This is a genomic window from Streptomyces sp. NPDC023838 (assembly GCF_040639555.1).
Classification (GTDB): Bacteria; Actinomycetota; Actinomycetes; order Streptomycetales; family Streptomycetaceae; genus Streptomyces.
The window spans coordinates 1-23,063 of sequence record NZ_JBFAAD010000043.1 but is presented as its reverse complement, the minus strand read 5'-3'; the positions used below and the strand labels follow the sequence as shown (position 1 = coordinate 23,063).

Annotated in this window: 20 protein-coding genes, 1 pseudogene and 2 riboswitches; of the genes and pseudogenes, 14 read left to right on the top strand and 7 right to left on the bottom strand. The window is 71.0% G+C overall.

Annotation, left to right across the window (positions count from 1 at the left end; all coding sequences use genetic code 11):
* The first annotated feature begins 138 nt into the window (after nt 1-138).
* From AB0G17_RS33165 to AB0G17_RS33145, 5 genes and pseudogenes are all read left to right on the top strand, one after another.
* Entirely contained in the window at nt 139-495 is a 357-nt protein-coding gene (locus AB0G17_RS33165; RefSeq protein WP_361390674.1) for a peptidoglycan-binding protein, read from the top strand.
* A 202-nt stretch (nt 496-697) separates the two neighbouring features.
* On the top strand, nt 698-3,115 hold the full coding sequence (locus AB0G17_RS33160) for a penicillin acylase family protein (RefSeq protein ID WP_361390672.1): 2,418 nt from the start codon (nt 698-700) through the stop codon (nt 3,113-3,115).
* 188 nt (nt 3,116-3,303) lie between these two features.
* A pseudogene (locus tag AB0G17_RS33155) lies at nt 3,304-3,675 on the top strand (radical SAM protein); the annotation flags it as partial.
* 517 nt (nt 3,676-4,192) lie between these two features.
* Nucleotides 4,193-4,357, top strand: a complete 165-nt coding sequence (locus tag AB0G17_RS33150; RefSeq protein ID WP_361390670.1) for a hypothetical protein — start codon at nt 4,193-4,195, stop codon at nt 4,355-4,357.
* A 69-nt stretch (nt 4,358-4,426) separates the two neighbouring features.
* Nucleotides 4,427-4,634, top strand: a riboswitch (cobalamin riboswitch).
* Between the two features lie 27 nt (nt 4,635-4,661).
* Nucleotides 4,662-5,843 carry a HoxN/HupN/NixA family nickel/cobalt transporter gene (locus AB0G17_RS33145; protein WP_361390668.1) on the top strand — a complete coding sequence of 394 codons (1,182 nt, stop codon included), beginning with the start codon at nt 4,662-4,664 and terminating at the stop codon, nt 5,841-5,843.
* Here the strand turns inward: AB0G17_RS33145 and AB0G17_RS33140 are convergent.
* Nucleotides 5,836-6,675 (bottom strand): NAD(P)H-binding protein, encoded by an 840-nt coding sequence (locus tag AB0G17_RS33140; protein ID WP_361390717.1) that lies wholly within the window; start codon nt 6,673-6,675, stop codon nt 5,836-5,838. The genes AB0G17_RS33145 and AB0G17_RS33140 overlap by 8 nt on opposite strands.
* Nucleotides 6,676-6,830: 155 nt before the next feature.
* On the opposite strand from AB0G17_RS33140, the gene AB0G17_RS33135 reads away from it, so the two are divergent.
* Nucleotides 6,831-7,880, top strand: coding sequence for a WYL domain-containing protein (locus AB0G17_RS33135; RefSeq protein WP_361390666.1), 1,050 nt, complete (start codon nt 6,831-6,833; stop codon nt 7,878-7,880).
* Nucleotides 7,881-7,968: 88 nt separating this feature from the next.
* Here the strand turns inward: AB0G17_RS33135 and AB0G17_RS33130 are convergent, their stop codons facing one another.
* A complete protein-coding gene (locus tag AB0G17_RS33130; RefSeq protein WP_361390664.1) occupies nt 7,969-9,279 on the bottom strand; it encodes an aldehyde dehydrogenase family protein in 1,311 nt (436 codons plus the stop codon).
* Nucleotides 9,280-9,725: 446 nt separating this feature from the next.
* Between AB0G17_RS33130 and AB0G17_RS33125 the strand changes: the two genes are divergently transcribed.
* Nucleotides 9,726-10,385, top strand: a complete 660-nt coding sequence (locus AB0G17_RS33125) for an HAD family acid phosphatase (RefSeq protein WP_361390662.1) — start codon at nt 9,726-9,728, stop codon at nt 10,383-10,385.
* A 71-nt stretch (nt 10,386-10,456) separates the two neighbouring features.
* Here the strand turns inward: AB0G17_RS33125 and AB0G17_RS33120 are convergent, their stop codons facing one another.
* The 3 genes from AB0G17_RS33120 to AB0G17_RS33110 form a co-directional block, all read right to left on the bottom strand.
* Nucleotides 10,457-11,773 (bottom strand): FAD-binding oxidoreductase, encoded by a 1,317-nt coding sequence (locus AB0G17_RS33120; RefSeq protein WP_361390660.1) that lies wholly within the window; start codon nt 11,771-11,773, stop codon nt 10,457-10,459.
* 130 nt (nt 11,774-11,903) lie between these two features.
* Complete coding sequence (locus AB0G17_RS33115) at nt 11,904-12,218, bottom strand: hypothetical protein (protein WP_361390658.1); 315 nt, start codon at nt 12,216-12,218, stop codon at nt 11,904-11,906.
* A gap of 15 nt (nt 12,219-12,233) precedes the next feature.
* On the bottom strand, nt 12,234-13,904 hold the full coding sequence (locus AB0G17_RS33110; RefSeq protein WP_361390656.1) for a sodium:solute symporter family protein: 1,671 nt from the start codon (nt 13,902-13,904) through the stop codon (nt 12,234-12,236).
* Between the two features lie 716 nt (nt 13,905-14,620).
* Here AB0G17_RS33110 and AB0G17_RS33105 point away from each other — a divergent pair.
* From AB0G17_RS33105 to AB0G17_RS33085, 5 genes are all read left to right on the top strand, one after another.
* On the top strand, nt 14,621-15,523 hold the full coding sequence (locus AB0G17_RS33105) for an aldo/keto reductase (RefSeq protein ID WP_361390654.1): 903 nt from the start codon (nt 14,621-14,623) through the stop codon (nt 15,521-15,523).
* Between the two features lie 358 nt (nt 15,524-15,881).
* Nucleotides 15,882-16,067: riboswitch (cyclic di-AMP (ydaO/yuaA leader) on the top strand.
* A gap of 4 nt (nt 16,068-16,071) precedes the next feature.
* Nucleotides 16,072-16,905 (top strand): LysM peptidoglycan-binding domain-containing protein, encoded by an 834-nt coding sequence (locus tag AB0G17_RS33100; protein WP_361390652.1) that lies wholly within the window; start codon nt 16,072-16,074, stop codon nt 16,903-16,905.
* 151 nt (nt 16,906-17,056) lie between these two features.
* Nucleotides 17,057-17,650, top strand: a complete 594-nt coding sequence (locus AB0G17_RS33095; protein ID WP_361390650.1) for a helix-turn-helix domain-containing protein — start codon at nt 17,057-17,059, stop codon at nt 17,648-17,650.
* Nucleotides 17,644-18,369 (top strand): DUF2993 domain-containing protein, encoded by a 726-nt coding sequence (locus AB0G17_RS33090; protein ID WP_361390648.1) that lies wholly within the window; start codon nt 17,644-17,646, stop codon nt 18,367-18,369. The genes AB0G17_RS33095 and AB0G17_RS33090 overlap by 7 nt, the downstream gene beginning before the upstream one ends.
* Nucleotides 18,370-18,520: 151 nt before the next feature.
* Nucleotides 18,521-19,204 (top strand): epimerase, encoded by a 684-nt coding sequence (locus AB0G17_RS33085; protein ID WP_361390646.1) that lies wholly within the window; start codon nt 18,521-18,523, stop codon nt 19,202-19,204.
* Nucleotides 19,205-19,238: 34 nt separating this feature from the next.
* On the opposite strand, the gene AB0G17_RS33080 is transcribed toward AB0G17_RS33085, so the two are convergent.
* On the bottom strand, nt 19,239-19,919 hold the full coding sequence (locus AB0G17_RS33080) for a beta-glucanase (RefSeq protein WP_361390644.1): 681 nt from the start codon (nt 19,917-19,919) through the stop codon (nt 19,239-19,241).
* Between the two features lie 389 nt (nt 19,920-20,308).
* Here AB0G17_RS33080 and AB0G17_RS33075 point away from each other — a divergent pair, with 389 nt between their 5' ends.
* Nucleotides 20,309-20,512 carry a cold-shock protein gene (locus AB0G17_RS33075; protein ID WP_035796868.1) on the top strand — a complete coding sequence of 68 codons (204 nt, stop codon included), beginning with the start codon at nt 20,309-20,311 and terminating at the stop codon, nt 20,510-20,512.
* 345 nt (nt 20,513-20,857) lie between these two features.
* Nucleotides 20,858-22,378 carry a DEAD/DEAH box helicase gene (locus tag AB0G17_RS33070; protein ID WP_361390641.1) on the top strand — a complete coding sequence of 507 codons (1,521 nt, stop codon included), beginning with the start codon at nt 20,858-20,860 and terminating at the stop codon, nt 22,376-22,378.
* A 51-nt stretch (nt 22,379-22,429) separates the two neighbouring features.
* Here AB0G17_RS33070 and AB0G17_RS33065 read toward each other — a convergent pair whose 3' ends face one another.
* Nucleotides 22,430-22,840 carry a GntR family transcriptional regulator gene (locus tag AB0G17_RS33065; RefSeq protein WP_361390639.1) on the bottom strand — a complete coding sequence of 137 codons (411 nt, stop codon included), beginning with the start codon at nt 22,838-22,840 and terminating at the stop codon, nt 22,430-22,432.
* Between the last annotated feature and the right edge of the window lie 223 nt (nt 22,841-23,063).

Below are 23,063 nucleotides of genomic sequence, written 5' to 3'. Positions count from 1 at the left end.
ATCTCAACCCGCTGTGTGACGCCGGGCGGCGACCGCGCTCCCTAGGGTGGCGTTCCGGCGGCGGCGAACCGGCACGCCGCCCGAGTACGGCGACACGCGTCGCGCCGGACGCGGTCGCCCCCATCCACGGGAGGCCCCATGAGACAGGTACGGATCCTCGTCGTCGCGCTCGTCAGCGCGGGAGTCCTGGGCGGCGCGGGCATGCTGGCCCCGGCCGACGCCGCCACGTCCGCCACCACCCGGGCGCCGAGCGCCGCCGGGTGCGCGCAGAACAGGCCGTTCCTCTCCCAGGGCGACCGGGGGACCTGCGTCAGGTTCCTCCAGCAGAAGCTCACCGACCAGGGCATCAGCACCCGCGTCGACGGCATCTTCGGCAGCGGGACGACCAAGTCGGTGAAGAGCTTCCAGTACCTGTGCGGCTACCGCGGCCGCGAGGTCGACGGGCTGGTCGGGCCCCGGACCTGGGCCGGTCTGCTGGACCACGCCTGCGTGTGACGATCAGCCGTCGACCGCAGGTCAGCGCCGCCCGCTCCACCCCAGGGTGTACATCCAGGGGTCCAGCGCCAAGTGCGAAGTTCGGTCGAGGGGTTGATGTGGTGAGGGCCGCGCTTCCGGCACTCTTGGGGACATGCTGAGCTACCGACATCACCCGATGGTGCGCCAAAAGACCCGACATATGCGGAGACTGGGGGCCGTTGTGGCCGCTCTCTGCCTGGCCTCCGGCGCCGCCGCGCTGTTACCGGCGTCAGCGTCCGCCGCGGCGGCGCCGGACGGCAAACACGTGGGCGACCACGGCTACACCTCGCAGATCCGCCGCACCGAGTACGGGGTTCCCCACGTCCTGGCCCACGACTACGGCGGTCTGGGGTACGGATACGGGTACGCGTTCGCGCAGGACAACCTGTGCCAACTCGCCGACCAGGTACTGACGTTGCGGGGAGAGCGCTCCAGGTATCTGGGCCCGACGGAGACGACCGCCGACGGTACCTCCAACCTGGCGAGCGACACCTACCAGCAGGGACTGCGGCAGGCCGGTACGGTCCGGCGACTGCTCGACCGCCCGGCGCCGCTCGGCCCGACCTCCGAGCTGCGCCGGATGGTCGAGGGGTACGCCGCCGGGTACAACAGGTATCTGCGCGACACCGGCGCCGCTCACCTGCCGGACCCGACGTGCAAGGGCAAACCCTGGGTCGGCCCGATCAGCGCCATGGACATCTGGAACCTCGTCTACGACCTCAATGGCGCTTCCGGCGCGGCGGCGCTCAGACAAGCCATCGCCACCGCGACCCCGCCGACCACGGGCAGAGCCTCGAAACCGCTGCGTGCGGCGGCGCCGACACGCGGCGCCGGTCCCAGCGCCCCGGACTCAGCCTCACCATCGGCTTCGGCTTCGGCGGCTCCGTCCCCGAGTTCGAGCCCCCGCCGAGACGACCTCGGCAGCAACGGCTGGGCGCTCGGCCGCGATGTGACCCGGGGCCGAGACGGCATGCTGCTGGCCAACCCCCACCTGGGATGGATCGGCGGCGACCGTTTCTACCAGGTGCAGTTGACGATCCCCGGCGTCATCGACGTCGCGGGCGCGAGCATCTACGGCACGCCGCTCGTCGAGATCGGTCACACCCGCACCCTGGCCTGGACACACACCACGAGCTACGCCGACCACGCCTCGCTCTACCGCCTCACCACCACCCCCGGCGACCCGACCAGCTACCTCGTCGACGGCAAGGCGGTACGGATGACCCGCCGGGCTGTACCGGTCACAGTCCGCGGCGCCGACGGCAAGCTCTCCACCGTCACCAGCACGCTCTACACCTCCCGATTCGGGCCGGTCCTGGCCGACGGCTGGACGCGCACCGAGGCGTACGCGCTGAGGGACGCCAACGCCGACAACCTGCGCTCGACGAACGAGTGGCTCGCGATCGGCAGGGCGCAGTCCGTCGCCCAGCTCCAGCAGGCGCACCAGACCTACCAGGGCATCCCCTGGACATACACGCTCGCCACCGACTCCACCGGCACCGCGTACTTCAACGACTCCTCCGCCGTGCCCCACGTCTCCGACGACCGGCTCAAGCGGTGTGCCCTGCCGGGGGAGGACCACGATCTGCCGGGTGTGCTCGACGGTTCGACCTCGTCCTGCGACTGGGGCAGCGACCCCGACGCGGTCGTGCCGGGCATCTTCGGCCCCGGCCACCAGCCCCGGCTGACCCGTACCGACTATGTGGCCAACTCCAACAACGACTCGGCCCTGACCAACCCGGCGGCGCCGCTCACCGGTTACCCGCGGATGTACCACTCCGGAGCGCCGCTCGGGCCGCGTGCCCAGCTGGGGCTCCAGATGATCGCGGACCGGCGCGCCGGCACCGACGGCCTCGGCATACCGGGCTTCACCTTGCCCACGTTGCAGGCGAGCATGCTCGGTGACCGCAACTACACCGCGGAGCTGGGGCGCGACGACGCGGTCGCGATGTGCCGCGCGCACCCGGTCCTGACCGCCACCGACGGCACCGAGGTGGATGTGCGCGCCGCCTGTGACGTCCTCGCGGTCTGGGACACCCGCGACGACCCCGACAGCCGTGGCGCCGCCCTGTGGAAGGCGTTTCGCATCCGGGTGGGCGGCCCGCACCCCTGGTGGCGCGTTCCGTACGACCCGGCTCAGCCGCTCACCACCCCGCGCGGGCTCAACGGCGACGAACCGCAGGTGCGGCGCGCGCTGGCCGACGCCGTGCGCGAGCTGGCCGCCGACCAGGTGCCGCTGGACGCGCCGATCGGCAGTGTGCAGCGCTGGGCGGGGATCCCGCTGCCCGGCTGCTCCGGCGCCGAGGGCTGCTTCAACGTCGTGAACGCGTCACCCACGTCGGGCACCGGCGGCGCCACACGCCCCAGTTCCCCCGAGGGCTACGCGTCGGGCTCCAGTTTCATCATGGCCACGGAGCTGACGTCCCGCGGTCCCCGTACCCGTACGATCCTCACCTACGGCCAGTCGGCCAACCCCGAATCACCCCACTACACCGACCAGACCGTCCTCTTCTCGCACAAGCGCTGGGTCGCGGAACGGTTCACGGAGGCGGAGATAGCCTCCGACCCCCAGCTCCGCGTCACGACGCTGCGGGGCTGACCCAGGGGGCGGCGGAAGCCCAGGGCATGGACGTGCGTCGTCGACGGCCCGTCCGGTCCGCGCCATCCCCAGAGTTGGGGATACCCGGGCCGGGCGGTGCCTCCTAGTCTGAGCGAGGCGGGAGCGTCCCCCTCCACCGCACGGGACGTTCCGGCACCGAGGCCGCGAACGGACACGGGGAGCATGCGATGGGGTGCGCGAACAACGTTGCCGATGGTCCGCAGTCCGTCATCTGGGACATCACCTACGCCTGTCCACTGCGCTGCACCCATTGCTACTCGGAGTCCGGCAGGCGCCCGTCACGGCAGGTGAGCCATGACGACATGCTCCGGATCGCCGACGCCGTCATCTCGCTGGGCCCGGTCCAGGTCACCCTCGCCGGGGGTGAACCACTCCTGGTCAAGGGGGTGTTCGAGGTCGCGGAGCGGCTGACGCGCGCGGGCATCTCGGTGCTCGTGTACACCGGCGGCTGGAACTTCCAGCCGTGGATGGCCGAAGAGCTGGCGCGCGTATGCGGACGGGTTGTGGTGAGTGTCGACGGTCCCGCGCCCGAGATGCACGACCGGATCCGCGGCAGGGCGGGTTCGTTCGAGCGGGCGATGCGGGCGCTGACACTGCTCGAGGCAGGTGCGCGGGAGCGGGCCGGGCGCGGTGAGCGTCCGCTCCCGTTCGCCATCGACTGTGCGGTCGTACGGAGCAACGTGGACGGGCTGGAGGAGTTCTGCACGGACATCGTGCCGCGGTTCCCGCACCTGAGCTCCCTCGACTTCGCCGCCGCCGTGCCGTCCGGGCTCGGCAGCCGCACGGGATACGCCGAGCACGAACTGCTCTCGGACGAACAGCTCGCGCGGCTGGGCAGCGAGGAGCAGCGCGCGCGGCTCCAGTCGCTCGCCCCCACCACCGTCCGGGTCGGCACGTCGACCAACCTCTCCTTGCAGATGAACCCCGAACAGGTCGCTCGCGGGCTGGGCTTCCAGGCGCTCCAGATCGAGCCCGACGGACAGGTCCGGGCCATGCTACGAGGGAACCGTCGGCAGTCTGCTGGAGGAGCCGCCCGCCGAGCTGTGGCGACGCGCGGTGGAACGGTGGACCGACCCGTTCGTGGCCGAGGCGCTCTCCGGCGCGGGCACCATGCGCGGCTGGGCCGAGGCCGTGCGGCGCATCGACTACCACTTCGGCTCCGACGAGGTCCGCGCCCGCATCGACCGCCGCCCGGTGTTCACGGGGCCGGCCGGCGGGTAGTCGAGGTCGCGGAATGTGATCTGCAATACCCCTGCCCGCGGCCAGACTTGCAGGTGGGGCGGGTCGCACCTACGGTTGGCGAGCCGTGGTGTTCGGGAAGACCGGTGCAAGACCGGAGCGGCCCTCGCCACTGTGATCGGGCCCCATGTCGTTCAGGCCATGAACGGCTTCGGGTAGCCCGTCCCGTTGTGCCACTGGGGGCCGCGAGGCCGCTGGGAAGGCAGGGGCGGTGCGACACCCGGAAGCCAGGAGACCGGCCACGGCATCTCGCGTAATGATCCACGAGGTGCTGGAGCGTGAACGAATGACCCTGCCCACCCTGCCCACCCCACCCGCCACATTCCACTGGCGACGCGAGGACACCGTCCGGACCGCCTGGCTGCTGGCGGTGATCGCCGCCCTGCACGTCGTGGCGTTCGGCATCCTCTTCCTGCTCGTGGTGCCCGAGCACTATGAGGTCGGCTCGAAGACGTTCGGCCTCGGACTGGGCGTCACCGCCTACACCCTCGGTATGCGGCACGCCTTCGACGCCGATCACATCGCCGCGATCGACAACACCACCCGCAAGCTGATGGCCGACGGCAAGCGGCCGGTGTCGGTCGGCTTCTGGTTCGCGCTCGGGCACTCCAGCGTCGTGGTCGTGATGGCGGCCCTGGTCGCCGGGGGCGCACAGCTCGCGGGCACCCTGATGAACGACGACTCGCGGACCCACCAGACCCTCGGAGTGGTCGGAACGACCGTCTCCGGATCGTTCCTCTACCTCATCGCCGCACTCAACCTCCTCGCGCTCGTCGGGATCCTGCGGGTCTTCCGGGCCATGCGCGCCGGGACGTACGACGAGGCCGAGCTGGAACAGCACCTGGACGCACGGGGGTTCATGAACCGGCTCCTGGGCCGCTTCACCAAGTCGATCACCCGGCCCGGCCAGATGTTCCCGCTGGGCTTCCTCTTCGGGCTCGGCTTCGACACCGCCACCGAGGTCACGCTGATGGTGATGGCCGGCTCGGGCGCGGCGGCCGGGCTGCCCTGGTACGCCGTACTGTGCCTGCCGCTCCTCTTCGCCGCGGGGATGAGCCTGTTCGACACCATCGACGGTACGTTCATGAACTTCGCCTACCAGTGGGCCTTCTCCAACCCGGTGCGCAAGGTGTTCTACAACCTCACCATCACCGGCCTGTCGATCGCGGTGGCGTTCCTGATCGGCACGATCGAGCTGGTGGGCGTGCTGCACGACAAGCTCGATCTGAGCGACGGGCTCACCGGGTGGGTCGCGGGCCTCGACCTGGACAACGTGGGGTTCATCATCGTCGGCCTGTTCGTCGTGGTGTGGGCCGCGGCCCTGGCGTACTGGCGGTTCGCCAAGGTCGAGCAGCGGTGGGCGGTGCGCGTCGCGGGCCGGCCCACATCCGTCACCGTGCCCGGCCAGGCGCGGCCGGGCACGGCGAGGGACGAGGCCGCGCCCGCGACCGCCTCGGATGTCATCTGAAGGCCGGGACGTTGTCCGCCGCCCACGCGGTGAACGTACGCGGTGCCCGGCCGAGGATCTCCTCGACGGCCGGGCTCACCCGCCGCTCCTCGGGCGTGGGTTCGCCGAGGATGCCGAGCGTGCTCTCGACCACCGGCTCCGGCATGAAGCGCGTCAGCAGCTCCCGCGCCTCGGCCCGGCTCTGCTCGACGAACCGCACCGGCGCCCCCAGCGCGTCCCCGATCGCCCTCGCCTGCTGGCGCGGCGAGATGGGGGCCGGTCCGGTGAGTACGTACGTCCGGCCCGCGTGGGTCCCCCCGCGCAGGGTCGCGGCGGCGACCGCGGCGATGTCGGCCGGGTCGATGACGGGCAGGGCGACGTCGCCGAAGGGCGCGACGACCGTCCGTTCGGAGCGGACCGAGGGCGCCCACATATAGGCGTTGGAGGCGAACCCGCTGGGCCGCAGGACCGTCCACTGCAGGCCCGACTCCCGTACCGCGCTCTCGAAGGCGCGCAGCCGGGTGTGCGCGGGGGAGTGCGGACGCGTCGCGGTGGCCTGCGACGACTGGAGGACGACCCGGCGGACCCCGGCGTCCCGCGCCGTGCCGAGGATGGCACCCGGATCGAGGCCCTCGCCGTCACCGGGGATCAGGAGATACAGCGCGTCGGCCCCGTCGAGGCAGCGCTTGAGGCTCTCGGGCCGGGCCGGATCGGCTTGCTGGAACTCCACGTTGCCCGGCATCTGCCCGGCCGGGACGCGGCGGGAGACCGCCGTCACCCGCTCGCCCGCCGAGGCGAGGGCCCGCACGAGGTGCTGTCCCACGTTTCCGGTTGCTCCGGTGACCACGATCATGATCTCTCCCTGATGGCGCATGGCCTGTGACCTATGGCCCTTGGCGTATGTGGCGCGGCTTGATCCCGTTGTTGATCCGTCCGCGTTCGATCTGCACTCATCCTGGAAGCCAAACTGGCCATCTCCTGGCCAGTTTTCAAAAGAGAATGATCGATATGAGAGCCGATCGTCTGGTGGCGACCCTGCTGTTCCTGCAGACACGCGGACGCGTGACAGCGCGTGAGGTGGCGGCGGAGCTGGAGGTGTCCGAACGCACCGCGCGCCGCGATCTGGAGGCGCTCGCGGCCGCCGGCATCCCCGTGTACTCCCAGCACGGGCGGGGCGGCGGCTGGTCCCTGGTCGGCGGCGCCCGCACCGACCTCTCCGGTCTGACCGCCGCCGAGATCCGAGCGGTGTTCCTGGTCGCGGGCCCGTCGGCCGTCTCACCGGAACTGCGTACGGCACTGCGGAAGTTGATCCGCGCCCTGCCTTCCACGTTCCGGCCCGACGCCGAGGCGGCGTCGAGGGCAGGCGTCATGGACGGCACGGACTGGTCGCGCCTGCCCGTCACGGCGGGCACGCCGGTGGTGGACGAGCTGCAACGGGCGGTGGTGGACGGACTGCGGATCCGGCTCGGATATGCCCGCCCCGGCAGCCCGGCCGGTACGCGCACGGTCCACCCGCTGGGCATCGTCACCAAGGCGGGAGTCCCGTATCTCGTGGCCGGTACGGAGAAGGAGACGGGGGGAGGCGACGAGAGGACCGGTCAGGAGAGAGAAGCGGGGGAAGCCTCCGGAGCGGGGGACGGCGGCGAAGTGGCCGCAGACCCCGGCCAAGCGGGATTGCGGATCTTCCGGCTCGACCGGATCACCTCGGTCGAGGTGACCGCCGACCCCGTCGTCCGCCCCGACGGCTTCGATCTGGCCACGGCCTGGCGCGACCTGGCCGCGCCGATGGAGGCGCGGATGCGCGGGGCGACCGTACGGGGGCGGGCCGAGCCCACGGCCGGGCGCGTCCTGGGGGGCCTGTTCGGCGGCCGGCTGCGCCTGGGTGCCCCACGGCCCGACGGCTGGCTGGAGATGGAGATCGACGGCCCGTCCCCGGAGGTGGTCGCCGCGCAACTGGCCGGTCTCGGGGCGCGCGTGGAGATCCTGGAGCCGACCGAGGCCCGCGAGCGGCTGGCGGAACTTGCCGCCGAACTCGCCACGCTCTACGGCCCGGTGTAGCGGGGTAGCGGTCACACACGTGCAGACGTGCACGCGCGCACCCGTGCCCAGGGGGCCGGAACGGAGATCCGTCCCGGCCCCACTGCCGTCACCCAGCAGCCAGCACAGCCTTCCGGTGGCTGAACGTCTCGATGGAGTAGCGGCCGTGGTAGTTGCCCATGCCGCTCTCGCCGACGCCGCCGAACGGCAGGTCGGAGACGGTGAGATGGGCCAGCGGCAGGCCGAGGCCCAGGGCGCCCGAGGACGTCTCGGCGGCCAGGCGCTCCCGGGTGGTTCCGGACTCGGTGAAGACGTACAGGGCCAGCGGCTTGTCGCGGTCGTTGATGAACGCGATGGCCTCGTCCAGGCCCGGCACCACGACGATGGGCAGGATCGGCCCGAAGATCTCCTCCCGCATCACCGGCGACTTGGGGTCGACGTCGGCCAGAACGGTCGGCGCCAGGTACTTGGTGGCAGGGTCGCCCTGGCCGCCCGTGACGACGCGGCCCGAGTCGAGCAGCGCCTTCAGGCGGTCGAAGTGGCGCTCGTTCACGATGCGGCCGTACTCGACGGAGGCCTGGGGGTCGGCTCCGTACAGGGCCTCGATGGCTCCGGCCAGAGCGGGTTCGAGGGCGCGGGCGGTCTCCGGGTCGGTGAGGACGTAGTCGGGTGCGACGCAGGTCTGGCCCGCGTTGAGGAACTTGCCCGCGGCCAGCCGCGCGGCGACCGTGGCGATGTCGGCGTCCCGGTCGACGAACACCGGGGACTTGCCGCCCAGTTCGAGGGTGACCGGAGTGAGGTGCTGCACGGCGGCGGCCATGACGATACGGCCGACGGTGCCGTTGCCGGTGTAGAAGATGTGGTCGAACCGCTCGGCCAGCAGCGCCGTGGTCTCCGGAATGCCGCCTTCCACCACGGCCACCGCGTCCGTGTCGAGGTACTCGGGCAGCAGCCGTGCCAGCACCGTGGAGGTGGCGGGCGCCAGCTCGCTGGGCTTGACCACGACCGCGTTCCCGGCGGCGAGGGCGCCAATCATCGGCGTGAGCAGCAGCTGCGCCGGATAGTTCCAGGGCGCGATGACCAGGACGACGCCCAGCGGGTCGTACTGGGTCCAGGCCGTCGCCCCGCCCAGGTGCTCCGGGACGGGCGCGGGCTCGGGGCGCAGCCACTGCGCGAGGTGGTCCAGGGTGTGGTCGATCTCCCGGACCGTGAAGCCGATCTCCGTGCGGTGGACCTCGGCGGGGCTCTTGCCGAGGTCCGCGTGGAGCGACTCCACCAGGTCCGCACCGCGCTCGGTGAGCATCTCGCGCAGGCGTCGCAGCTGCGTGGTGCGCCACTCGACGGGCTTGGTGCGGCCGGTACGGAAGGTGGCGCGCAGCCGGGCCACGGTGTCGGCGGGCTGCTCCTGGATGGGGTTCATGGTGCCTCGCTGCTGGGGGCGGACCCGTCGGTCCGCTGCTGTCGTCGGGTCGAGCCGCGGCGGCTCGATGTATATGCCAACAGTTGAGGTTGGAAAATACATTCCCCGGCCGCGTGTGAATGTCCCGGCATCCACCCGACGCTCGCGGTGCTGCGTACCGGTGGCGGGGCCGCTACCGGTGGGCGGGGCCGCGCCCGGCGCCTCCGTACGCGTGCGGAGCCGGTGGCTCATCTTCCGCATGTGGTGGGCCCGTGCGGCACTCCCGTGGATTCACCCCTCGTCAACCAGAAGTTTCCTACCGACCAGTAGACATTGAGCCACCGGCTGATCATTCTTGGCCGTGCGCATGCCAACTCGGCGTGGTCCGTGCCGTCCGTGCCGATCCCCAGGGCCCGGCGGACCTCCCGAGGACTCCCACCATCGCGACAGAGGAGCACCAACCCCCCATGCACCGCACTGCTTGGACGACGCGCACGGCCGTCACGGTGGCCGCCGCCGCGACAGCCCTCATAGCCGCGCCGACCGCCTCCCAGGCGGCCCCCGCCGCGGCCCCGCACTCCGTCGTGGCCCAGGCCTCCGCCCCCGGCGGGATCGCCGCGCTCAAGGGCGTCGACTACGCCACCTGGCAGCGCGACGTCCAGACCGTCGTGGACACCGCCCGCCCGTACCTGAAGGAGCGCATCGCCGCCTCGCCCGCGGGCGAGAGGCCGGCGATCGTCCTGGACATCGACAACACCTCGCTGGAGACGGACTTCCACCACTTCTGGACGTTCCCGACCCCGGCCATCCAGTCCATGCGGGACATGGTGCGCGAGGCCAGTGCCCAGGGCGTGGCCGTCTTCTTCGTGACGGCCCGCCCCGGCATCATCGAGTCCCTTACCTCGTACAACCTCAAGGCGGTCGGCTACCCCGTCACCGGGCTGTACGTACGCGATCTGCCGGACCTGTTCCACGAGGTCAGTACGTACAAGACGGAGAAGCGGGCCGAGATCGAGGCGCGCGGCTACACGATCGTCGCCAATTTCGGCAACAACACGACCGACCTGGTCGGCGGCCACGCCGAGCGCACGTTCAAGCTCCCGGACTACGACGGCAAGCTGTCCTGACCGGCTTCCCGCCACGACGACGGCGCCCCGCGGCCACTGCCGCGCGGCGCCGTCCTGCGTACCGGGGCCCGTCAGCCAAGCACCGGGAAGTTGCTGCGGAAGACCCCGCGCGGGTCGCGGGCGCGCTTGACCTGCTGGAGCCTGGCCAGTGCCGCCGGCTTGAAGGCCGTGGCGGCAGTGTCGCCGGGGGAGAGATACGTGTACGGCTTGCGGCCGCTGACGTACGGGGCCACCGACTGGACCAGCGCCTCCTGGCGGGCGGCGATCTCGGCCCCGCGCTCCGGCGTGGACGGCACACCGAACATGGACAGCGTGTACGGCTCGGTCAGCGGGCCCTGAGGGTTCTCCGTCGGCGCGGCGAAGGCGCCGCCCAGGTGGCGGATGTGCACACCGAAGAGCGGGTCGATCGGCTCCGCCAGCAAGGCCGCCGCCACCTTGTCGTCCAGGTCCGTGAGCAGCTCGGCACGGGCCGCGCTCGGACCGGGCTCGGTCGGCTCGCCGGTGATCTCGCCCAGCTGGGCCACCGGCAGCACGGCCCGGGTGTCGGTGTTCGCGCCCTCGATCTCGTCGAGCGCGCCGAGCAGCGCCCGGCCCTCGGCCTCCTCGCCCAGGAAGGTGCTGTCCACGGTGACCAGCGAGGGGCCGTTCGGGATCTGGAGCAGGTTGATCCACGCGGTCAGCTCGTCCGGGGCGTTGGAGGTGATCTTGCGGAAGGCCTCCAGGACGCGGGGCGCCTGGCTGCCGTGCCAGACGACCCGGCCGCCGAAGAGTGCGGGCGCGGGGTGCAGGTCGTACTCGATGGCCGTGACCAGGGCGTAGTCGCCGCCACCGCCGCGCAGAGCCCAGAAGAGCTCGGCGTCGGAGTCGGCGGTCACCCGGGCCCGGGTGCCGTCGGCGCTGACCACCTCGAAGGCGGTGACGCTGTCGGCGGCCCAGCCGTACTTGCGCCCGAACCAGCTGAGCCCGCCGCCGAGCGTGTACCCGACCACGCTGACCAGCGGGGAGCTGCCCGGCAGCCCGGTCAGGCCGAGCGGCCCGGCCACCGCCTGGACCTGGCCGCCCAGGACGCCCGCGCCGACCCGCGCGGTGCGGGCGGCGGCGTCCACGTGCAGTTCGTCGAGCCTGCCCGTGCGGAGCAGGATCACTCCCTCCACGTCGCCGCTGGCGCCCCGGCCGCCGGGCTGGGGCGCGACGACGAGCCCGGCGGCCGCCGCGTACCGCACCACCGCCGAGACGTCGTCGGCGTCAGCGGCCTCGACGACCGCCGAGACGGGCTGCTGCACCGAGAGGTTCCACGGCCTGCGTGCCCGGTCGAAGTCGTCGTCACCGGTCAGCAGGACACGGCCGCGCACCTGGGAACGCAGTTCGGCGAGAGCGCTCGTGGTCATGGTTCTTCCCTACTTCCTCGTTCTGCGTGTGCCCCCGGAACCGCACCGGCCGGCTTTCGCGATCACTTCCCTGACGGAATCGAACGGGGAAATGTGACGGGAGGGGGCGAGGGAGGAAGCAGGTGGGCGCCTACGGTCCTTCCGGTCCGACTCGTTCTCCGTCTCCGTCCTCCGGGGCGGACGGGGTGGGCGGCGCGAGGGGCCGCAGCCACAGCCAGACCAGGAAGAACAGCCCCAGGGCCAGCATCCCGAGCCCCGTCCAGAGGTTGATGTTGACCCCCTCGGCCTTCTCCAGATCCGCGTCGGAGGCCGTGAGCCCGGCTATGGTGACGATCACTCCGTACAGGGTGAAGAGGCCGCCGATGATCCGGCGGATGTCGAAGAGCCGGGCCGCGGTGGCGGACTTCTTCTCCAGCTCGGAGACTTCGCGTTGCAGTTCAGACATGGTCCGGGCCTCCGATCAGAGCGAGTAGGGCAGGTAGCAGAGCGCGGCGAGGACCACCGCTCCCCAGCCGAGCAGCGCGGGCCTGCGGTACCAGGCGCCGTCGCCGTCGGCCGGCGGCTCCTCCAGACCGGGCGAGGTCGTCCCGTACACCAGCCCGGCGAGCTCGGCCTCTGGCTTGGGGGCGGTGAAGAGCGTCACCACGACCATGACGATCGCTCCGGCGGCGAAGCCGACGATGGCGGAGACGAAGTTGGCGCCCTGGTCGGTGGGGATGGAGACGACGCCCTGCTTGTAGATCCAGAAGTAGTTGACCATCGCGGCGGTGGTGCCCGCGAGCAGCCCCCACACACCGGACTTCACGGACGCCCGCTTCCAGAACATGCCGATGACGAAGACCACGAACATCGGCACGTTGAAGAAGGAGAACAGCGTCTGGAGGTACCCCATGATGTTGGAGAAGCTGGACGCGATGAACGCGGTGCCGATGGAGGCCAGCACGCCGATCGCCGTGATCAGCCGCCCGAAGCGCAGGTAGTACGCGTCCGGCTGCCCCTTCTTCACGTACTTGGACCAGATGTCGTACGTGAAGACGGTGTTGAACGACGACACATTGGCCGCCATGCCCGCCATGAAGGCGGCGAGCAGCCCGGTGACGGCGATGCCGAGCACGCCGTTGGGCAGCAGCTCCTGCATCAGATACGGGATGGCGTCGTTGTACGTGAGGTCGGAGCCCGGAGTGCCGATCTTGGGCACCAGGGCGGCGGCGACCAGTCCCGGGATCATCACCAGGAAGACGATGAACATCTTCGGGAAGGCGGCGATCAGCGGCGTGCGCTGGGCCGCGCTGAGGTTCTTGGCGGAGAGGGCGCGCTGGACCTCGGCGAAGTTGGTGGTCCAGTAGCCGAAGGAGAGCACGAAACCGAGCCCGAGGATGATCGTCAGCCAGTTGGCGCCGAGGGGGTTGCTCTGCCCGATGCCCGTGCCGCCCCAGGCGGTGAGGTAGTTGTGGCCGTGCGCGGACTCCAGGTTGTCGCTGAGCGCGCCCCAGCCGCCGACCCGCTTGAGGCCGAGGACGACCAGCGGTATGAGCGCGGCGAGGATCACGAAGAACTGGAGCACTTCGTTGTAGATCGCCGAGGAGAGACCGCCGACGGTGATGTACGCGAGGACGAAGAGCCCGGCGACGACGATGGCCACCCATTGCGGCCAGCCCAGCAGCGCCTCCACGACGATCGACAGGGCGTAGAGGTTCACGCCCGCGATGAGGATCGCGGCGAAGGCGAACAGCGCCGAGCTGAGCAGGTGCGCGGACGCGTCGAACCGCTGGAGCAGGAACTCCGGCACCGAGCGGACCTTCGAGCGGTAGTAGAAGGGCATCATCACCAGGCCGAGGAAGACCATGGCCGGGATGGCGCCGATCCAGTACCAGTGCACGACCGCCACGCCGTACTGGGCGCCGGTGGCGGCCATCCCGAGGATCTCGGTCGCGCCCAGGTTGGCGGCGACGAAGGCGAGCCCGGTCACCCAGGCGGGCAGCGACCGCCCGGAGAGGAAGAAGTCGAGGCTGGTCTTCACGCTCGCGCGGGCGGCGAAGCCTATGCCCAGAACGACGACGAAGTAGATCGCCAGAATCGTGTAGTCGAGCCCGTTGGTGGGGAGCCGGAGCCCTGCGGCCAGAGAGTGCATACGTACCCGCTTCGTCGAGCGAACTGATCGAAACGGAACCTACGCCTCGAGGGCCAGAAACTGAACACTTTTGTTGGAAGTTTTTGTTTGATTGTGGTGGAGGGTGGGGGGATGGGGACGCGATCTGCCCGAAGGAGAGCCCGGGCGGTGGGGTGCCGGGCCACAGCCGCCTCGGGGCCCGGCGCCGCCGGTGGCGTGGGGCCCACCGGCCGGCCCCGGTGGCCGGCGGTCTTCGCGCTGTTCGCCAACGAGGTGTCCAACGAGAGCGGGAAGACGGTCGCCATCCGGTACGAGGCGACCGGGCGGGCCAGCGGTGTGGGTTCCGGCAGGCGGGCACCAACGGCGCGTACCACAACACCGGCTTCCGTTTCCGGGCCACCAATACACCGACACGCGAGAGGTGTTCACCCTCAGCGCCGTCGTACCGGGGCTCTATGTCGGGCTGCTCATGACCGCCCAGTCGGGCTGGGAGCCGCCGAACGTGCCTGCCCCACGTCGTCGTTCTGGCGCAGACCGCGATTGAACTCTCGATTGCCCGCCGCTTTCGCTATTCCTTTCCTCTGCAGCCTTTCTGACCGTTTGCCGTGTCGCGTGGATTCACGGCAACGGGACCGAGAGGACTTTAATGCGAGGGACGTTTTCCGGCCGTACGTCGCGTAGTAGGCCGTGGAGTTCGGACGTTTCCGGGGTCCGGGCGCGCATGGCACACTGCGATCATGACTACGGAGACGATCAATGCGGCGGCCGCGGGCGCCTGGAAACTCGGTGACCTGTCGGTCAACCGCCTGGGATTCGGCGCGATGCGCCTCACCGGCAGTGCCGCGTTCGACCTGGGGACGCCCAGCGACCGCGAACGGTCCATCCGCGTGCTGCGGCGGGCGGTCGAACTCGGCGTCAACCACATCGACACCGCGGCCTTCTACTTCTCCCGGCTCCGTTCTGCCAACGAGCTCATCAACCGGGCGCTGGCGCCCTATTCGGACGATCTGGTCATCGTGACGAAGGTCGGGCCCGGGCGCGACGCGTCGGGCGAGTGGCTGCCTTGGGCCACGCCGGAGCAGCTGCGCGGCCAGGTCGAGGAGAACCTGCGCCAGCTCGGCCGCGACCACCTCGATGTGGTCAACCTGCGCCTCAACGGGCCGGGTTCGCTCGCCGAGCACTTCGGCGCCCTGGCCGAACTCCGCGACGCGGGCCTCATCCGCCACCTGGGCATCTCCAACATCGACCCTGAGCACCTCGCGGAGGCCCAGGCCATCGCGCCGGTGGTCTGTGTGCAGAACCGGTACGGCCTGGACAGCCGGCGTACGGGCTCCGACGAGGTGCTGCGGCTCTGCGGCGAGCAGGGCATCGCGTTCGTCCCGTTCTTCGCCATCGCCGGGGAGGGGCGCGAGAGCGGCGCGGGGCAGGGTGGCGGCACGGACAACGACGCGGTCCTCGCGGTCGCCCGCGCGCACGGGGTGACGTCCGCGCAGGTCCGCCTCGCGTGGACGCTCCAGCAGGGCGACCACGTGCTGGCCATCCCCGGCACCGGCAACCCGGACCACCTGGTGGAGAACGTGGCGGCGGGCGCGCTGCGGCTCACGGCCGAGGAGATGGCACTGCTCGGGTCCCCGAGCTGAGGTCATCGAGCCTCTCCGCCCCTCTCTCGATCTCTTGATGTCCGAAATGGACCACAGAGGGGTAGTTCCGCTCCTATGTCGCCAATCGATTCATTGGGAATGATAAAGCAGCTTACCTTTCGCTTTAGTCGCTGCCGATGGAATTGCCATGAGCGGCAGAAGGAGTGAATTGGGTCACGCGGGCCCCTGGCGGGCAGGCGCCCGCAACGCGTGCATTGCGGTCCCTGGAGGGGGAGTTGGGGGTACGGGGAGAGGGGCGCCCGTATTCCCTCTCCCTGGTGGATCTTTCTCGCGGATGCCGTGATGAATTTGAGGTCTTGTTTCGGCCAGTCGAATTCGTTTACGGTCACCGTCAAATCCGGATGGACCGCCGAATCCTGCCGCTGTCCGGAAACCTCCCACACACGGAATGGCAGGAGCGGGGGACCCAGGTAAGCCGCCGAATCCGGATGACGGAACGGCTCGGGGTGAAGCCGCGTGCGCCGCGGCCGGGCAGCTCTCGCCCGAACCCGACAGCTCACCTCGCAGGCGAAGGAGAGGAATGCGCCATGCCTGCAAAGGGTAAGCACCGCCGCCCGAAGTCCAGCTCCCTGACCCGGGGCATCGCCGCCGCGGGCACGGGCGGGGCCGCGCTCATCATTCCGGTGATCGGCGCGACCAGCGCCGGTGCCGCACCTTCGGCGGCGCCGCACTCCGGCACCGCCGTGAAGGCGGCGCCCGCCGTCGCGGCCGCCGCGCCGGGTGTGGCCGCCGCCAAGCCGATCGTGGTGAAGAAGGCCGCCGCGACGACGTACTCCGTCGTCGCCGGGGACTGCCTCTCCAAGATCGCCCAGGACCTCGACGTGAGCGGCGGCTGGAAGAAGCTCTACCAGGACAACCGCCAGGCCATCGGCGGCAACCCGGCCCTGATCCACCCGGGCCTGGAGCTGTCCGTGGGCAAGAAGGCGCAGGCTACGGCCGCGGCCGACCGTGCGGCCACCTCGGCCCGGGCCGACCGCTCGACGCGGACGACCACGCTGCCCCACCAGGCGACCGCCGCCGTGGCGAAGACGTCGACGTACGCGAACAACCTGGACGGCTGGATCCGGCAGTCGCTGGACATCATGGCCCAGCACGGCATCCCGGGCTCGTACGAGGGCATCTACCGCAACGTCATGCGCGAGTCGTCGGGCAACCCGCTGGCCATCAACAACTGGGACTCCAACGCCGTGGCCGGCACGCCCTCCAAGGGCCTGCTCCAGGTCATCGACCCCACCTTCCAGGCCTTCCACGTGCCGGGTACGTCGACGGACAGCTACGACCCCGTCGCCAACATCGTCGCCGCGTGCAACTACGCGGCCAAGACGTACGGCTCCATCGACAACGTGAACGGCGCGTACTGATCGAAGCCCCCTGACGAGGTCGCCGCCTTCGGCCGCACCGCCTCCCCTCGCGGACCATCTGGTCCGTCACAGACCATCCAGTCCGTGGCGGACCAGTTGGTCTGTTACGGTGACGACGACCAGGTCACGTGATCAGCTCAGGGGGACCGTCATGCCACGCCCGACGCGCGCCGAGCTCGACGCCGAGATCGTCGAAGCCGCCGCCGAGCTCTTCACCGCGCAGGGCTACCTCGGCACCTCCGTGCAGGAGATCGCGGATCGGGTCGGCTACTCGAAGACCGGGCTGCTGCACCGGTTCCCCTCCAAGGAGCGGCTACTCGCGGCGACACTGATCGGGCCGCTGACCGAGTTCGCCGCGCTGCGGGCCACCTGGGGTGCCCTGCCGCGGGGGCCCGAGCGGCACCGGCGGGCCTCGGCCGACATGGTCGACCTGGCGCTGCGCCACCGCTCCCGGCTCGCCCTGCTCTTCAACTCCGGGCTGCCGGTGCTGCCCGGCGCGCTGGCCGGGGTGGAGGGCCTGGGGGATCTGGGCGACCACCGCACGGAGACGCTCGCCGCCTTCGCGGACGCGGACGATCTGGACGGCACGATCCGGGCGCAGCTGGCCGTGACCGGCCTGGTCAGCACCGTCGCCGCGCGCCAGGACGTACCGGACGACCTGCTGCGCGCCCCGCTGCTGAGCGCCTTCCGGGCCGCGTGCGGGATCTCCGCGCACCCCGTACGTCACGAGAGCCCGGCATGCTGAGGGCGCGGGCCACAGCCCTGCGGGGATGGCGGAAGTACGCCGTCGCCGTCGTCGTGCTCGCCGGGCTGAGTGTGGCGGGCGACCGGGCGGCGGCCGTCTGGACGGAACACCGTACGGCCGACGCGTTCCAGCAGGCCCAGGGGCTCAAGGCCGCGCCGCACGTGGAGGTGCACGGCTTCCCGGTACTGACGCAGCTGGCCAAGGGCACCCTCGACCGCGTCGACATCGAGGCCTCCGACATACCCGCGGGCCGCGACGGCGGCAGGCTCCCGATCACCAGGCTGAACGTCGAACTCGACCGGCTCCGTCGCTCCTCGGACGCCTCCGAGGCCCACGCGGCCTCCGCCAGGGCCACGGCCTTCGTGTCCTACCACGACCTGTCCGACGCGCTCGGGGTCGAGATCGGCTACAGCCAGGACAGTACGAAGTCCGAGCCGCGCGTGGCGGCCACCGCATCCCTGCCGCTCCTCGGCAAGGCCACGGCCAGCGCGCGGGTCGAGGTGGCGGGCGACCACGCGCTCGCGTTCCGCTCCGTGAAAGTCGGCGACGGCCTGCCGAAGGCGATGCGTACGATCGTCACCGGCATGCTGGAGCGCGAGCTGAAGCTCGACGGCATCCCGGACGGCCTGGCACTCACGTCCCTCACCACGACCGCGGACGGACTCACCGCGACGCTCTCCGGCAAGGACGTCACCTTCCGCACCGACGCCCGCGCCTGACCGCCCGCCGGGCAGGTGCAACAACGGGTTTCGCGGGCGCCAACGGGCTCGGCGGGGCGCCCGGCGTGATACGCAGACTCCAACGCTCGTCGAAGTCACGGGACTTCGCCGGGGTTCACATCAGTCACGAAGGTGGACGGGGAGCGAGCCCATGCCCATGAAGGTGATCCTCTTCGGCGCGACCGGCATGGTCGGTCAGGGTGTCCTGCGGGAGTGCCTGCGCGACGACAGGGTCGAGAGCGTCCTCGCGGTGGGACGCACCCCGCTCGGCGTCGAGCACGCGAAACTGCGCGAGCTGGTCCACCCCGACCTCGCGGCCCTGATGAACCTGCCCGGTACGAAGGCCCAACTCACCGGATACGACGCCTGCTTCTTCTGCCTTGGCGTCTCCTCGGCGGGCATGAGCGAGGCGGCCTACCGCCGCATCACCCACGACCTCACCCTCGCGGTCGCCCGCCCGCTGGCCACCTGGAACCCCGGCTCCACCTTCGTCTACGTCTCCGGCCAGGGCACCGACAGCACCGAGCACGGCCGGGTCAAGTGGGCCCGGATCAAGGGCAGGACGGAGAACGACCTGCTGGCGCTGGACCTGGACGCGTACATGTTCCGCCCCGGATACATCCAGCCCCTGCACGGAATCACCTCCAAGACCCGCCTCTACCGGGCCGCGTACGTGGTCACCACCCCGCTCTACCCCCTCCTGAGGCGACTGGCCCCCAACCACGTCACCACGACGGAGCAGCTGGGCCGGGCGATGATCGCGGTGGCGGTCGAGGGCGCCCGCGTCCACGTCCTGGAGGCGAGGGACATCAACAGTACGGCGTCCCGCCTCTGACGGAGCATCATCCGCGACCCGGGCCGGAGTCACCTCACCCCACGGCCCCCGCGCTCCGGTACACCCGCAGCGAGGGGACCTCGAACGACATCTCCGAGACGTCCGCGGCGGGGGCCGGGTGGAAGCGGCCCGCGCTGACCGAGAGGTTGACGATGAGGTGGGCGTGCCAGCGGGTGCCCACTCCTCGGTGGTCGGCGTAGGCGTGGGTGTCGTTCACCCACCACGTCACCGAGCGGGCGCCGAACTCGACGCGCAGGTCGAGGATGCCGCCGGGGGTGACGGACGGGTGGCGGTAGGAGTGGTGGGCGCCCCGGACGTGGTTGGTCAGTTCCAGGAGGTCGGGGTTGTCGGGGTGGTATTCGAAGACGTCGACCTCCTGCCCGCCGTCCCGCCAGGTCCAGATCGCCGGCCAGGCTCCCTGCGCGACCGGCAGCCGGACCCGCGCCTCCAGGACGTCGCCCGCACGCACCATGAAGTCCTCGTCGCTGCCCTCGGTGGTGAGCAAGCCCGTGCTCCACGTGCCCTCGGGGCGGCGCCTCGCCCGGAACGTGCCGGTGCGGCTGTACTCGGCGTCGGGGACCAGGTGGTCGAGCTTGTCGTCGCCCGGGTTGACCGGGCCGCCGTCCGGATACGCCCAGGAACGGCCCGCGACCCACTGCGCGGGGGAGGTGAAGTCGGCCGTGAGGACGGGGAGCCGCGGGGCCTCGTTGAACACGGCCCCACTCTGGCACAGGGACGGGGCGCACCGTGGCGCCTTCCGTGCGTTGCCCGGCATCTCCTCCCCGTACAGCGAAAGTATGCTTTACGTAAGCAAATATCTGATGGGGCAGGTTCGGGGCAGGTCCCGGGGTTTTTCCTTGGGGCGCCGGGGATTCCCGGCGGCGCGGCTGAAAAATTCGACATTTGCTGTACGCGACGGCCGCACCGTGCTACTGTTGATCCCAGTTGCAGTTGTGGTTCCCAAAGACTTCAAGTGCCTGGGCGGGCGTCTTCCGTCGGGCACTTTTGTATTTCCGGAGATTTTTCCGGACGGGGCAATCATCGCGGCGACGCCGGGGTTCGCACAGTGTGGACCCCAGGGCACTGCCCCGAAGGAGATATGACATGGCTACTGGCACCGTGAAGTGGTTCAACGCGGAAAAGGGCTTCGGCTTCATCGAGCAGGAGGGTGGCGGCCCGGACGTGTTCGCCCACTACTCGAACATCGCCACCCAGGGCTTCCGTGAGCTTCAGGAAGGCCAGAAGGTGAACTTCGACGTCACGCAGGGCCAGAAGGGCCCGCAGGCGGAGAACATCACCCCTGCCTGACGCCACTGAAGCGTAGGTATGACGCAGCTGGGGCCCGCACCTTGTGTACGGGCCCCAGCTCGTTGCTGTCTCCAGGACATGCGCCCCCGCGCGCGTGCCCACCGCGCCGTGGACGGCACTCCACGACGCGCGTGACACCGGGTACCGCCGTACGCGCCACCGCCCCGCCAGGGCCATCCCCCGGGGCCGGCGTACGACAGGTATTCCGAGGCCCGACAACGGCCCGCAGCGCAGCGGCCGGACCGGGCTCGTTTTCGTCTTTTCTTTCGGCTCGTTCTTGCGATTCCCCGGCAGTGATTTCTGCCGCGAATTCCTCGATACGTGCCATATCGAGGAAGGTTCTGCATGAACCGATCAGCTCGCACGAATGACCGCTCGTTCGGCGCCCGCAAGGGATCCGGCTCCGGCGGCGCAGACGGCGCCCGCTACCGCGCGCAGGCCCAGGCGCGCTCCGCCGGCCGCAGCCGCCGCCCCGCCGCCCCGCAGGGCGAGTTCGCGCTCCCCACCACGCTCACCCCGGCGCTGCCCGCGGCCGAGGCGTTCGCCGACCTGGACATGCCCGCCCCGCTGCTCGCGGCGCTCACCGCCGAGGGTGTGACCGAGCCGTTCCCGATCCAGGCGGCCACCCTGCCGAACTCCCTCGCCGGCCGCGACGTCCTGGGCCGCGGCCGCACCGGCTCCGGCAAGACCCTCGCCTTCGGCCTCGCGCTCCTCGCCCGTACGGCGGGCAAGCGCGCGGACTCCAAGCAGCCGCTGGCCCTGGTCCTCGTTCCCACCCGCGAGCTGGCCCAGCAGGTCACCGACGCGCTCACCCCGTACGCCAGGTCGCTGAGGCTGCGCCTCGCCACCGTCGTCGGCGGGATGTCGATCGGACGGCAGGCCGGCGCGCTGCGCTCCGGCGCCGAGGTCGTGGTGGCCACCCCCGGCCGCCTCAAGGACCTCGTCGAGCGCCGCGACTGCCGCCTGGACCGGGTGGACATCACCGTCCTGGACGAAGCCGACCAGATGGCCGACATGGGCTTCATGCCGCAGGTCACCGAGCTGCTGGACCTGGTGCGCCCCGATGGGCAGCGGATGCTGTTCTCGGCCACCCTGGACCGCAATGTGGACCTGCTGGTGCGCCGCTATCTGAGCGACCCGGTGGTCCACTCCGTCGACCCGTCGGCGGCCGCGGTCACCACGATGGAACACCACCTGCTGCACGTGCACGGCGCCGACAAGTACGCCACCGCCACGGAGATCGCCGCCCGCGAGGGCCGGGTGATCATGTTCCTGGACACCAAGCACGCCGTCGACCAGTTCACCAAGCACCTGATGAGCAGTGGCGTACGGGCGGCCGCGCTGCACGGCGGCAAGTCGCAGCCGCAGCGTACGCGCACCCTGGCACAGTTCAAGGACGGGCACGTCACCACGCTGGTGGCGACCAATGTCGCGGCCCGGGGCATCCACGTCGACAACCTCGACCTGGTCGTCAACGTCGACCCGCCCAGCGACCACAAGGACTACCTGCACCGCGGCGGACGCACCGCCCGCGCCGGTGAGTCCGGCAGCGTCGTCACCCTGGTGACGCCCAACCAGCGCCGCGACATGACCCGGCTGATGGCGGACGCGGGCATCCGGCCGCAGATCACCCAGGTCCGCTCCGGCGAGGCCGAGCTGAACCGCATCACCGGCGCCCAGGCCCCGTCGGGCGTCCCGATCGGCAACGCGCCGGCGGCCGAGCGCCCCAAGCGCGGCGGAGCCCCGTTCCGGGGCATCGGCACCACCCCCGGCCGGCCCGGCCGCTCCGGTGGTACCCGCCGCACCAGCGAGGCCCAGCAGCTCGCCGAGGCGCGCAAGGCGGCACGGGTGCGCCGCTCCGCATAAGCGGATACGTCAACGGGTGCGCCGCTCGGCCTCGGGGCCGGGCGGCGCCGCTCAGTTGGCGGGGGTGCGCGTCGGCGTCGTCGCCGGGAAGGTTTCGGCGAGCAGGGCGTCGAACAGCGTCGTGACGTCGTGTGCGGTCAGGCCCTCCGCCCGCGCCTCGCGCAGCCACTCGCCCAACCGCGCGCGCAGGGGTGACTCCGGAGCGGTCTGCGGGGTGGCGAGCGAGCGGGTGATGAACGTCCCCGCCCCCTGGCGCACTTCGACCAGGCCGGAGCGCTCCAGCTCCCGGTAGGCCTTGAGGGTGGTGTTGGGGTTGACCTTGGTGGTGGCGGCCACCTGGGCGGCCGTCGGCAGCTTGTCGCCCTCGGTCAGCGCCCCCATGCGCAGTGCCTGCTCCACCTGGTGGACGATCTGGAGGTAGGCGGGCAGGCCGCTGCGGCGGTCCACGCGGAACACGACCATCGCACCTGCCTCCTTCGCGTCGTGTGTGCCGGGTGGGTGGGGGCCCCGGCTCGCAGTCCGGGGCGCGACACCCTTCGTACGGTGGCGTACAGCCTATGCCCGGCGGCTTCCCGTTCCGGGCCTGACAGGTCCTAGGGCCTGTCGTCAAATTCCCGTCTGTCCTGCGACGCCTGGCACGCACTCTCGCCGCACCGGGCGAAAGCCCACGTACGTCCAGTACGAG